Raw genomic sequence first — 12,274 nt, forward strand, 5'->3', positions numbered from 1 at the left:
CCGATTATCGGCGCAGCACCTGCGACAGCGCCGCGACCTCAGCCGCCGCCGGCGCCCAGGAACCCGCGTCGCGCCTCGGCGACTGCCCGGCGACCAGGCTCAGGCGCGGCTGGAAGCGTTGCAGGTCCTGGAACGGACCGAGCCGGATCACCGAGGCATCGAGATCGAGCAGCGCCATCAGCCGCTGGCGGCTGCCGGCCGCCAGGTCGAGATCGAGGTCGGCGAAGGCCGAGCGCGGATCGACCAGCAGCGGTGCGCGCGGCCCGCCGGGGCGCTCGAACCAGACCGTCGGTTCGAACACCAGCCGCAGGCCAATGTAGCGACCGGCCGGCAGCTGTCCGCGCAGGCTCAGCTGCAGCGGCGCGGCGGCCAGCGTCACCAGATCAATCTCCAGCGGTCGTGCCACCGGCAGCCGGAACAGCAGGCCGCGCGCGTCGATCAGCTCAACGGCCGTCGGCATCGCCAGCAGATGGCTGTCGGCGAACGCGGCGCTGGCGACCAGTTCCAGCTCGATGCGGGCACCCCGCTGGCAGCCGGCAAGCCCGGCCAGCATCAGCAGCCACCACAGCGACAGCACGGGCAGACGCAGCGCGCTCACGGCGAACGCCCCGCGTTCGGGTCCGGGCTGCTGGCCGCGTAGCCGCGCAGGGTGACGAAATCGTCGGCGTCGTCGGTGGCCTGGGTGTTGGCCGCGCCGATCGTCGTGGTGACCTCGGCGTCCGGCACGGTGACGGTGCCGGCGTCGTCGGTGACGCCGACCGCGATGCTCACCGTCGGGTCATCGCTGGTCCAGGCGACGTGGCGGCTGATCGGCCGCGTGACGCCGTCGGCGAACAGGCCGCTGGCCACCAGCAGGCCGGTGTCGGGATAGCGGATGCGCAGGTCTTCCGGCGCCAAGGTCACCCGCAGCAGCGCGGTATCGGTGACCTGCCAGCGCTTGCTGGCGATGCTCAGGCTGCGATCCGGCAGCCGCAGCGTGAAACCAGTGGGCGCCTCCGCAGCATCGACCGCTTGCACATACAGACGGGTGTCGCCGCGCGCCACCGTGAGCCGGTCGTCGTCGAGGTCGTCGATCTCGATCTGGCTCGCCAGGTTCTGCGCCACGCTGTCGGCCGTCGCGAAGCGGGCGCTGACCGTCAGCGCTTCGCTGTAGCCCTCCGGCAGCCGCAGTTCGCTGCCCTGCTCGTACTCGACCTGCAACGCCGTCGGCGTCGACACCCGCAGCGGCAGGCTGACTTCGCGGCCGCAGCCAGGCACCCGCGCCACCAGCGTGGCCGACTGGCCGTCGCGGGCGCTGTTGGCGCTGACCACGCCGGTGCCGGCGTCGACAGCCGCGATCGCGGTCGGCGCGGCGAACTGCCACTGGGCGGAGGTCGTGACATCCAGCTCCGGCCGCTGCGCGTTGGGCCGCAGCAGCAGCTGGAACGGCTGGTCGAGATCGGGCACCAGATCGGTCAGCGCCGGCGCGATCCGCAGCCCGGCCAGCGCCACCACCTCCACGCTGGTGCTGGCGCTGAACTCGGAGAACGTCGCCGTCAGCTGCGCCTGGCCCGGCTTCAGGCCGATCACCGAGCCAGCCGGCACCACCACGCCATCGGGCCCGGCGTGGACGCCGTCCGACACGTAGACGGTGTCCGGCGCCGATGATGTCCAGACCACGCGGCTGGAGAAATCGCCGGTGCTGGCGTCGTCGCCGGCGAACACCAGCACCGCCGTGACCTGGGCGGCCACGCATTCCGGCACCTGGATGCTGCCGGTCGCGGTGCTGCCGTAGGCGAGGTAGAGCCCGGTCGGACCGGTGCCGCTGCCGACCGTGAGATCGGCACCGCCGCAGGCCGCGAGCAGGCCGGCCGCTGCCAGCGCGGCCAGGGATGGAAGCCTCGGCATCGTCGGATCAGCCCGGGAAGGCGAGCACGCGGTGGTTGTTGCGGTCGACCACGTACAGCACGTTGGCGAACACGCTGACGCCGGTGGCCGACGACAGCGTGCGGGCGCTCGGCGTGTCGTCGGTGACGCCGTCCTGGTCGTCGTCGTTCGGCAGCCGGGCGCTGAAGCTGTCGCGGTCCTGTCCGTAGACGTCGACCGCCAGCGCGTTGTTGGCAATCGGGAAGGCGTCGAACTCCAGCACCCGGTTGTTGCCGGAGTCGGCGATCCAGATCCGCGTGCCGTCGGACGCGACTCCGAACGGCGTGCGCAGCGCGCCCTGGCCGACGCCGGCGGTGACCCGCGAGAAATCGCTCTGGCCGATCACGAAACTGGCGTTGGCGCCGCTGCTGCGCGGCAGCTGCGACCAGACCAGCACCCGGTTGTTGCCGGAGTCGGCGACCAGCAGGCGGAAGCCGTCGCTCCAGATGCCGGCTGGCGAATTCAGGCCATCCTCCTCGTCGTCGGCGACCGAGGTGGTGAAGGTCTGCTGGCCCAGCACCACGTCCGCCGGCGTGCCGTTCGCGGTCGGCACGGTGTTCCAGATCAGCACCCGGTTGTTGTTCTGATCGGACACGATCAGGCGGTTGTTGGCGATCGTCGCCGCCACCGGAAAGCTCAGCTTGTCGGCCGCCGTGCCCGGATCATCGGTCAGCAGATCGACCTGCCCGACCACCACGTCCGGCGGCGTGTTGCCGACCGGCAGGCGGTTCCAGATCAGCACCCGGTTGTTGCCGGCATCGGCAACGATCAGCCGGCCATCGGCGATCGCGACGCTGGCCGGCAGGGCCATCCGCGTCGGGCCGGTGCCCGGCGTGCTGTCGGCGGCCGAATCCTGGCCGAGCACGAACAGCGCCGGCGTCGTCGCGGTCGGGATCTCGGCATAGCCGAGCACCCGGTGATTGCCGTAGTCGGCGATGAAGAAACGGCTGCCGTCGGTGGCGATCGGGCCGAGCGGCTGGGCGATGCCGAGTGCTGATACCGCGCCGCCCCGGTTGGCGCTGCCGGACACGTAGTCGGCCTGGCCGATGACGCGGGTGGCGCTGATCAGGTCGGGCGTGTCGTCGCTGCCGCCCCCGCCGCCGCAGGCAGCGAGCGACAGGACCGACAGCAGCAGCGAGGGCGCCAGCAGGCGGCGAAACGGTGACGACGAGACGGGCATGGGCGGGCTTCTTGAGTGAAGTGGAGACGGGAACTCGCGCTGCGGTTACGCAGCGCTGCTGCCACTTCAACGCGCCACCGGCAGGAATCCGTCGCCGTCGCCGAACGATTTCGGCTGCAGCCGCCCCAACCGCGCGCCGGCTTTCAGTCCAGCGGCGGCAGGCCGCGCACCCGCCGCCAGATCGCCTGGCCGGCGCGGTCGTAGGCGCGCACGGTGTCGAAGAACGCATGCCGGGCATCGACGTCGACCATCGGCGCCGGCAGCAGCGGATCGAACACCACCTGGCGGATCGCCTTGCGGCCCATCAGCAGCGCTTCGCGCGCCGCGACATCCGGCTCCAGCCGCGCCGCCCGCTGCAGCCAGGCCAGCAGGTCGCGGCGCAGCGTGAGGTAGGCGGCATTCAGCGCCGCACCGTCCCACAGCGTGGCGATCCGGGCGCTGCGCGCGGCATCGAACTGGCTGGCGACGAACACCGCCGCGTCGGCTTCCAGTCCCAGCTTGACCAGCCGCGCGCGCACCGCGTCGATGCCGGTCTCGATGTTGTCGGGCCGCACTTCCAGCCCCGGCTCCAGCGCCCGGAAGCCGAGCATGTCCAGCGCCCGCGTGCGGGCCTTGGTGCGGCTGCGGTCGCTGCGGCCGAGCGGTCCGCTGTGCACCACCAGCCAGCCGCCGCTCCACGGCCGCGTGCGGCTTTCGATGCTGCGCCAGGTGGCGACCTCGCCGGCCAGTTCGTGTGCCGCACCGCTCAGCCGGTAGACGCCGCGATCAACCGCTTCGATCAGGCCTTCGGCCGACAGCCGCATCAGCGCGATGCGCACGTTGTTCTCGCGGATGCCGAGCAGCGCCGCGCCGCTGATCGCGTCGCGCGCCGACAGCGGCTCGCCTTCGATGGCCAGCAGCAGGTCGAGGATCAGGGTCTTGGCGGTCAGCGGCGTGGTCATCGCGGAAGGATACTGGTTGCACCGCTGGATCATTACCGATAACGTCTCGACATGCACAAATCAGTAATGAAACAATGAACCCGCTCGTACAGGTCGACCGCGCACCGCCGCTGCTGACCGTCACCATCAACCGGCCGGAGGTCCGCAACTGCGTCGACCGGCCGACCGCCGACGCGCTGGTCGCCGCGTTCGAGGCCTTCGACCGCGATCCGGAACTGCGGGTGGCGATCCTGACCGGCGCCGGCGGCGCGTTCTGCGCCGGCGCCGATCTGAAAGCGGTCAGCAGCGGCGATCCCGCGCGGATCAACCATGTCGGCGTCGACGGCAGCGGCCCGCTCGGGCCTTCGCGGCTGCGGCTGTCGAAGCCGGTGATCGCTGCAGTGTCCGGCCCGGCCGTGGCTGGCGGCCTGGAACTGGCGCTGTGGTGCGATCTGCGGGTTGCCGACGACAGCGCCGTGTTCGGCGTTTTCTGCCGGCGCTGGGGCGTGCCGCTGATCGACGGCGGCACCGTGCGGCTGCCGAGGCTGATCGGCCAGTCGCGGGCGATGGACCTGATCCTGACCGGTCGCGCCGTGGATGCCGACGAAGCCTTCGCGATCGGGCTGGCCAATCGCCGGGTGCCGACCGGCGAAGCGCTGAACGCGGCGACGGCGCTGGCGCTGGAACTGAGCGCCTTCCCGCAGGCTTGCCTGCGCAGCGATCGCCAGAGCGCGCTCGATCAGTGGTCGTTGAGCGAGGCCGAGGCGATCGCCCACGAGTTCGCGCTTGGTCACGCCACCATCCAGACCGGCGAAACCCGCGCCGGCGCTACCCGTTTCGCCGAAGGGCTGGGCCGTCACGGCCAGTTTTTGGGTACCGGCCCGGAGGCCACCCGATGAAGACCTACACGCTCGACCCGGCGCTGCGCGAGCAGCTGAAAGTGCGCTCCAACTGGCGCGGCGCGGCATCGGTCGCGCAGGACTACGGCCTGATGGTCGCCGCCTTCGCGCTGCCGATCGCCTGGCCGCATCCGCTGGCCTGGCTGCTGTCGGTGCTGATGCTCTGCGGCGTCCATGTCGGCCTAGCGATCCTGACCCACGAGGCGGCGCACAAGACCCTGTTCGCCAACAGCCGGATCAACGACTGGGTCGGCCAATACCTGTGCGCGCTGCCGAACTTCAACCACATGCCGATGTACCGCGCCTACCACATGGCCCATCACCGGCTGGCCGGCACGCCGGATGATCCGGACCGGATCATGGTCGACCGTTATCCGGTGTCGAAGGCCAATCTGCGCCGCAAACTGCTGCGCGACCTGTCCGGGCAATCCGGCGTGAAGTTCCTGATCGGCATCGTCGCGATGACCGCCGGCTACTGGAAGTTCCAGCAGAACGGCTTGGTCGAGAAGCTGGCCTACGACCGTCCGCAACGCTTCACCGACTACGCCGGCCGCTTCCTGCGCCGCGGCGGGGCGGTGTCGATCGCCTGGCAGCTGGTGATCTGGGGCGCGCTGCACGCGCTTGGTCATGGCGAGTTGTATCTGCTGTGGGCGCTGGCCTTCCTGATCCCGTTCCCGCTGACCATGCGGGTGCGCGTGCTGGCCGATCACGGCGCGATCCACGATCCGGATTCCACCGATCCGCTGCTGCACGCGCGCAGCACCCGGCTGAACTGGATCGAGAAGCTGCTGTTCGCGCCGCATCACGAGCACTACCACCTGGAGCACCACCTGATGCCCTCGTGCCCGCACTGGAACCTGCCGAAGCTGCACGCGCGGCTGGTGGCCGACGGCGTGATTCCGCCGGCCAATCAGGCCAACGGCATGCGCGAGGTGCTGCGCCGCGTGACCCGCTGAAGCCTCAGGCGGCGGCGATCGTGGTCCGGTGCAGCAGCCGGTGATGGCCGGCGTAGCCGCCGGTGGCGGCGTGCAAGAGCGCGCGGTTGTCCCAGATCACCAGCATCTGCGGCTGCCAGCGGTGGCGGTACTGGAACTCCGGCCGTGACTGCCACTGGTATAGCTCGAACAGCAGCGGCAGCGCTTCGGCGTCGTCCATGCCGTCGATGCCGATGATGTAGCCGAGGCAGCCGAACAGCCCTTCCCGGCCGGTTTCCGGATGGCGGCGGATCAGCGGATGACGCTGCACGGCTTCGGCGTCGCTCGACGGCCGGATCACCATCGAGCGCCCGGGCTGGTCGCGCGCGCCGTAGAGGCCGTCCGGCGCATAGGCCTTTTTCGCCGAATGCAGTGCGACGCGCCCTTCCAGGCGCTGGCGGAGTGCGTCCGGCATCGCCTCCAGCGCGGCATGCTGGTTGGCGAACAGGGTGTCGCCGCCGACCGGCGGAATGACGATGCCGTACAGGCAGGTGCCGGCCGGCGGGCGCGGCTGGAAACTCCAGTCGCTGTGCCAGGTTTCGGCGAACAGCGAGGAACGCTCGTCGGCCCGGCGCTCGACCGCAATGACATGCCGGCGGCCCGGAATCGGCGCGATGAACGGGTCTTCGCCGAAGCCGCCGAAGGCGCGGGTGACGCGTTCGAGATCGTCGTCGGACAACTGCTGGCCGGGAAACGACAGCACCTGATGCTGCAGCCAGAGCGCGCGCAACCGGGCCGTTGTTGCTGCCGGCAGCGGCTGCGACAGATCGACGCCGGTCACGGTCGCACCGCAGGCCTGGCCGGAAGGAATGACGTCGAGGGAGTCGGACATGCCTGGAGTCTGCCGCAGGACGCGGGCTCGCGCCCTTGGGGCCATGCCGCTGGGCAATCTCTACCAGCGGTCGCGAGGTGGGCAGCAGCGGCGGCACTGTGAACAGTCGGTTACATTTTCCTGACAGCCTCTTCAGATTTGGCATGGCGATTGCCGTTCGCAGTGCCAGGCCCGCGCCCTGACCTTATTCCGACTGGAGATTGCATGATGATGCGATTGATCGTGGCAGCTGCCGCCGCCTTTGCGGCCTTCGGCAGTGCCGCCGCTGCCGACAGCCTGTCGCCGCCCCCGGCGAACTTCGACGCCTCGTTCGCCAGCCCCGGCACCGCGCCGAACACCAGCCTGCGCAACCGCGCCGCCAGCATCGCCCGCCTCGCCCCGCGCCGCGCCGGCCTGGCGTCGACGGTCGACGCCGCGCTCGGCGCCGCCACCTTCCTGTGGGCGGCTGACGGCAGCGCGATCGTGCCGGCCGGTACGCTGGCGCCCGCCGCGCTGGCCGTGGCCCGGGCGCGCGAATACGCGGGCCGGCAGGCGTCGCTGCTGGGCGTCAGCCGCGCCGATCTCGATGCCGCGACGGCGCGCGTCGTCCACACCAGCCGCGACGGCGCCAGCATCGTCCGCCTGCAGCAGTCGGTCGACGGCGTCGAGGTGTTCAATCGCCAGTTCAGCGTGCTGATCGGCAGCAGCGGCGAGCACATCGCCACCTCCGGCTACTTCGCCGCTACCGGCAGTGCCGGCGGACCGCTGCGGCTGGGCGCCGCCCAGGCGGTGGCCGCCGCAATCGCCGACGCCGGCGGCCAGGTGCTGGCCACCGCGCTGCGGCCATCGACCGGCAGCGGCCGCTACACCGCATTCCGGGTGCTGCCGGCCGGCGACCTCAGCCTGAGCCGCGAGCCGCGCGCCCGCCGCGTCTACTTCCCGCTGGCCGACCGGCTGGTGGCCGGCTGGTACGTGGAAGTGCTCGGCGGCGGCAGCGATGGCACGACGCGCGCCTACGGCACGGTGATCTCGGCGGAAACCGGCGCCGTGCTGTTCCGCAAGAACCTGGTCGACCAGGCGGTGCACCGCTACCGCGTGTTTGCCGACGCCGACGGCATCCACCAGCCGTTCGACGCGCCCATCGGCAACGGCCTGGCGCCGTTCCCGGGCGCCACGCCCGCCACCCTCCAGCCCCGGGTCAGCGCGGTCGCCAATCTGGTGACGCTCGACTCCGGGCCGATCTCCACCGGCGACCCCTGGCTGCCGGCCGGCGCGACCACCACCACCGGCAACAACACCGACGCCTATCTCGACAACGGCCTGCTGTTCGGCGCGCCGGCGTCCGCCACGCTGACCGATGGCTACCAGCCGCGCACCAACGATGTGCGCGCCACGCTGACCGGCCCGGCCACGTTCGATCATCCGATCACCGCCGACGCCGATCCGGCTGGCGCCACGGCGCGGCAGGCGGCGATCGTCAACCTGTTCTATCTGAACAACTGGCTGCACGACATCTTCTACGACCGCGGCCTCGACGAGGCGGCCGGCAACGCCCAGACCAGCAACTACGGCCGTGGCGGCGACGGCGGCGATCCGGTGCTTGCCGAAGGCCAGGACGCCTCGGGCCGCAACAACGCGAACATGCTGACGCCGGCCGACGGCAGCAGCCCGCGCATGCAGATGTACCTGTTCGATGGTCCGATCAAGGGCGCGGTGCGGGTCACTGCACCCGCGCAGGGGCCGGCGCTGGTGTTCAGCACCGCGAGCTTCGGCCCGCAGACCTTCGACGTGACCGCGCCAATCGCGGTCGCCAATGAGCGCGGTGGAATTTCCAGCAGCGATGGCTGCGCCGGCGGCCAGCCGTTGCCGCTGACCGGTACTACCTTGCCGGCCGCAGCCGATCGCAAGCTGCGCGGCAAGATCGCGCTGATCGATCGCGGCAACTGCGCGTTCTCCACCAAGGCGCAGTTCGCATCTGCGAGCGGCGCGGTCGGCCTGATCGTGATCAACAACGATCCGCTCGCCGATCCGATCCCGATGGGCAATGCCGATGTGCCGCAGCTGCCGGTGAACCTGCCGCTGCCGGCCACCACCGACGGGCTGTACCGCATTCCGGCGGTGATGATCCGGCAGGACGCAGGCCAGTCGCTGAAGGCGCAGCTGGCACGCGGCCAGGCGCTGCGCATGCGGCTCAACCGGCTGCCGTCAACCGACTTCGACGGCACGCTCGACAACCAGATCATCATCCACGAGTTCTTCCACTACGTGTCGAACCGTCTGGTCGGCGATGCCAGCGGCCTGTCGAATTCGCAGGGCCGCGGCATGGGCGAAGGCTGGAGCGATTTCGCAGCGCTGACGCTGACCGCGCGCCCGGACGATCTGACGGTGCCCGGCAATGCCGGCTACGGCGGCGCCTACCCGCTGGCCTACTACGCCACCGCCAGCTTCAACGCGGCCTACCAGTATTTCGGCATCCGCCGCCAGCCGTTCTCACGCAACTTCGCATTCAACTCGCTGACCTTCCGGCATATCCAGAACGGCACGCCGCTGCCGGTCGGCACGCCGACCGCATTCGGCCAGGACGGCGCCGACAATGCCGAGGTCCACAACACCGGCGAGATCTGGGCCAACATGCTCTGGGAAGGCTATTCGACGATGCTGGCCAGCGGCCGCTACAGCTTCAGCGAAAGCCGCGAACGGATGATGGATTACGTGATCGGCGGCCTGAAGCTGACGCCGAACGCGCCGACCCTGCTGGAAGCGCGCGACGCCGTGCTGGCGGTGGCGATGGCCCGCTCGCAGGCCGACTACCTGGATCTCGTGCGCGGCTTCGCCCGTCGCGGTGCCGGCGTCGGCGCGACCGGACCGGCACGCAACTCCACCGACCACGTCGGCGTCGTCGAAAGCTACGCCGCGCCGTAAGCGGCCGGCGGCACCCTGCCCCGCAGCCGCCGTTCTCCCGGCGGCGGCGGGGCTTCCCATGCAGGCGCCTTCAGCCGCCCTTGAAGCTGCGGCGCCACTGCGAGGGCGACACGCCGAAACTGCGCTGGAAGTGCGCGCGCAGCGACGAGGTCGAGCCGAGCCCGGCCAGCTGGGCGATCCGCTCGATCGGCTGGCCGGTGGTTTCCAGCAGCCGCTGGCTGAACGCCAGCCGCTCGGCCAGCAGCCAGTCGCCGACCGTGGCACCGGTCTGCAAGCGGAACTGGCGGGTGAAGGTGCGCCGGCTCATCAGCGCGCGGGCGGCCAGCGCATCGAGGCTGTGCGGCTGGTGAAGATTCGCGCGCAGCCAGTCGATGACCTCGGCAAGCCGTGAATCGCGCGCCGAACCGGGCAGCGGCTGGTCGATGAACTGCGCCTGCCCGCCTTGCCGGTGCGGTGGCACGACCAGGCGCCGGGCGACGCCATTGGCGACTTCCACGCCATAGGCCATGCGCAGCAGATGCAGGCAGCAGTCGATGCCGGCGGCGGTACCGGCGGAGGTGACGATCGCGCCCTCGTCGACGTAGAGCACCTGCGGGTCGAGCCGGACGGCCGGATAGCGGGCCGCGAAATCCTGCGCGTAGCCCCAGTGGGTGGTCGCCCGACGGCCGTCGAGCAGGCCGGCCTCGGCCAGCACGTAGGCACCGAGGCACAGGCCGACGATCCGGGCGCCGCGGTCGGCGGCGGCGCGCAGTGCGTCGAGCAGCACGGCTGGCGGCGGCTCGGCCGGATCGTGCCAGCTCGGCACGATGATGGTTGCCGCCTCGCGCAGGGCTTCCAGGCCGTGGCCGATCTCGATCGGGAAGCCGGCCGTGGTCATCAGCCGGCCCGGTGTCACGGCGCAGACGCGCAGGTCGAACGACGGCAGGCCGGGATGCGGATCGCCGAACACCACGCAGGGCACCGCGAGGTGGAACGGGCTGATCTGGTCGAAGACGACGACCGCGATGACCGGCCGGGCAGCTGCTTCAGACATGGCATGAACGGCGTTGAAGGAACCCGCCGCAGTTGGCCCGATTCCGGCGCTGTTTGTCCATCAGGCCACTTCGACCGCCGCCGGTTTAGGGCGACCATGCGGCCACCATTCCTGACCCGGACCCGACACCCATGGCACCGTTGGCCCTGCTCGACACCCTGCTGGAATCCTGGAAGGCGCAGATCGGCCCGGCTTTCCCCGGTTACCGCAACCATTGCCAGCGGATGGCAGCCTTTACGCTGGCGCTGCTGCCGCAGGCCGGCGACGACGACCGCCGGAAGATCGCGATCGCCGCCTGCTTTCACGATCTCGGCATCTGGTCGGACGGCACCATCGACTACCTGCCGCCGTCGTCGCGCCGCGCGCGTGACTATCTGGCCGCCGAGGGGCTCGACGCCTGGGCCACGGAAATCGAGCTGATGATCGACGAACACCACAAGCTGCGCGCCTTCAAGGACCCGGCGTATCCGCTGGTCGAAGCGTTCCGCAAGGCCGATCTGGTCGACGTGTCGCTGGGGCTGGTCAAGTTCGGCATCGCTGGCGATACGGTTCGGGCGCTGAAGGCCGCCTACCCCAATGAAGGCTTCCACAAGACGCTGATGGGCCTCGCCGGCAGCTGGTTCAAGCGCCATCCGCTGAGCCCGCCGCCGTTCATCAAGTGGTGAGGCGGCAGACCCGCCGGCGCGTCAGCCCGGCTTGCGGGTCCGTCGGGCCAGGAACGCCGTCACGGCCTTGAGAAAGCCCGGCTCGCGGCCGAGCCGGGTCTGACCGGCCGCTTCCTGCTCAAGCTGGGCCGGCAGATCGACCGCCAGCGCCGCATCCAGAGCGGCCCGCGTCTCGCGCAGCGCTGATGGCGACTTGCCCGCCAGCCGCACGGCCAGCGCCTGCGCGGCCGCCGGCAGGGCTGCGTCGTCGAACACCTGCCAGATCAGGCCCCACTGGGCGGCCGTTTCGGCATCGAGCGTATCCCCCAGCAGCGACAGCCCGCGCGCCCGCGCCTGCCCGACCCGCCTCGGCAGCTGCCAGGTAGCGCCCATGTCCGGCATCAGCGCGAGGTCGATGAACAGGTAGCGGAACGAGGCCGAGCGCGCCGCAATCGTCAGATCGCCGGCCAGCGCCAGCGCCGCGCCGCCACCGGCGGCAACGCCATTGACCGCCACCACGACCGGGATCGGCAGGCGGTGCAGGCGTTCGACGATGACGTTGTAGTGGCTGCGCATGGCAGCACCGAGGTCGATGTCCTGCGGCGCGACTCCGGCGAGGCTGTCGGCACCCAGATCGGCGCCGGCGCAGAACGCCCGGCCGCTGCCGGTCAGCACCAGCGCCCGGGCCTGCTCGGCCAGCGCCCGGTCGACACCGGCCAGCAGGGCGTCGATGGTGGCGAGATCGAGACTGTTCAGGGTGTCCGGCCGGTTCAGGGTCAGCGTCGCGACATCGGCCTCAAGGCGGTACAGGACAGGCGCGGTCATGGCGAAGTTCGGGGTTGGCGTTCGGTGGCGGCAGCGCAGCTGGCGGCGCTGATCGGGATGGGCGTGGTCGGGCGCCGTGCGGATGGCTCGGCGGCGGCGCCGGACCTTAGCGCAGCAGGCCCGCGACCGCAATTTTGCGTGTTTCATACACGCATTTTATG

At 70.8% G+C, this 12,274-nt stretch carries 11 protein-coding genes; 4 read left to right on the plus strand and 7 right to left on the minus strand.

Annotated elements, in window-relative coordinates; all coding sequences use genetic code 11:
- Positions 1–4 precede the first annotated feature (4 nt).
- From ACTIGJ_RS00460 to ACTIGJ_RS00475, 4 genes are all read right to left on the minus strand, one after another.
- Positions 5–598 (minus strand): hypothetical protein, encoded by a 594-nt coding sequence (locus ACTIGJ_RS00460; RefSeq protein ID WP_439638305.1) that lies wholly within the window; start codon positions 596–598, stop codon positions 5–7.
- On the minus strand, positions 595–1,887 hold the full coding sequence (locus ACTIGJ_RS00465) for a hypothetical protein (protein WP_439638306.1): 1,293 nt from the start codon (positions 1,885–1,887) through the stop codon (positions 595–597). The genes ACTIGJ_RS00460 and ACTIGJ_RS00465 overlap by 4 nt, the downstream gene beginning before the upstream one ends.
- 7 nt (positions 1,888–1,894) lie before the next feature.
- Positions 1,895–3,085, minus strand: coding sequence for an NHL repeat-containing protein (locus ACTIGJ_RS00470; protein WP_439638307.1), 1,191 nt, complete (start codon positions 3,083–3,085; stop codon positions 1,895–1,897).
- Between the two features lie 143 nt (positions 3,086–3,228).
- On the minus strand, positions 3,229–4,026 hold the full coding sequence (locus ACTIGJ_RS00475) for a PaaX family transcriptional regulator C-terminal domain-containing protein (RefSeq protein WP_439638308.1): 798 nt from the start codon (positions 4,024–4,026) through the stop codon (positions 3,229–3,231).
- 74 nt (positions 4,027–4,100) lie between these two features.
- On the opposite strand from ACTIGJ_RS00475, the gene ACTIGJ_RS00480 reads away from it, so the two are divergent.
- A complete protein-coding gene (locus tag ACTIGJ_RS00480) occupies positions 4,101–4,904 on the plus strand; it encodes a crotonase/enoyl-CoA hydratase family protein (protein WP_439638309.1) in 804 nt (267 codons plus the stop codon).
- Positions 4,901–5,860 carry a fatty acid desaturase family protein gene (locus tag ACTIGJ_RS00485; protein WP_439638310.1) on the plus strand — a complete coding sequence of 320 codons (960 nt, stop codon included), beginning with the start codon at positions 4,901–4,903 and terminating at the stop codon, positions 5,858–5,860. Before ACTIGJ_RS00480 ends, ACTIGJ_RS00485 begins: the two co-directional genes overlap by 4 nt.
- Before the next feature lie 4 nt (positions 5,861–5,864).
- Here ACTIGJ_RS00485 and ACTIGJ_RS00490 read toward each other — a convergent pair whose 3' ends face one another.
- Complete coding sequence (locus ACTIGJ_RS00490) at positions 5,865–6,710, minus strand: TauD/TfdA dioxygenase family protein (protein ID WP_439638311.1); 846 nt, start codon at positions 6,708–6,710, stop codon at positions 5,865–5,867.
- 204 nt (positions 6,711–6,914) lie between these two features.
- On the opposite strand from ACTIGJ_RS00490, the gene ACTIGJ_RS00495 reads away from it, so the two are divergent.
- Positions 6,915–9,611, plus strand: coding sequence for a M36 family metallopeptidase (locus tag ACTIGJ_RS00495; protein WP_439638312.1), 2,697 nt, complete (start codon positions 6,915–6,917; stop codon positions 9,609–9,611).
- Between the two features lie 70 nt (positions 9,612–9,681).
- On the opposite strand, the gene ACTIGJ_RS00500 is transcribed toward ACTIGJ_RS00495, so the two are convergent.
- Entirely contained in the window at positions 9,682–10,644 is a 963-nt protein-coding gene (locus ACTIGJ_RS00500; RefSeq protein WP_439638313.1) for a helix-turn-helix domain-containing protein, read from the minus strand.
- Positions 10,645–10,775: 131 nt separating this feature from the next.
- Between ACTIGJ_RS00500 and ACTIGJ_RS00505 the strand changes: the two genes are divergently transcribed.
- Positions 10,776–11,309: an HD domain-containing protein gene (locus ACTIGJ_RS00505; protein WP_439638314.1), complete on the plus strand. Its 534-nt coding sequence runs from the start codon at positions 10,776–10,778 to the stop codon at positions 11,307–11,309.
- A 21-nt stretch (positions 11,310–11,330) separates the two neighbouring features.
- Here the strand turns inward: ACTIGJ_RS00505 and ACTIGJ_RS00510 are convergent, their stop codons facing one another.
- Positions 11,331–12,113, minus strand: coding sequence for an enoyl-CoA hydratase-related protein (locus tag ACTIGJ_RS00510; protein WP_439638315.1), 783 nt, complete (start codon positions 12,111–12,113; stop codon positions 11,331–11,333).
- Between the last annotated feature and the right edge of the window lie 161 nt (positions 12,114–12,274).

The sequence above is a fragment of the Nevskia sp. genome (assembly GCF_051860985.1).
Lineage (GTDB): Bacteria > Pseudomonadota > Gammaproteobacteria > Nevskiales > Nevskiaceae > Nevskia.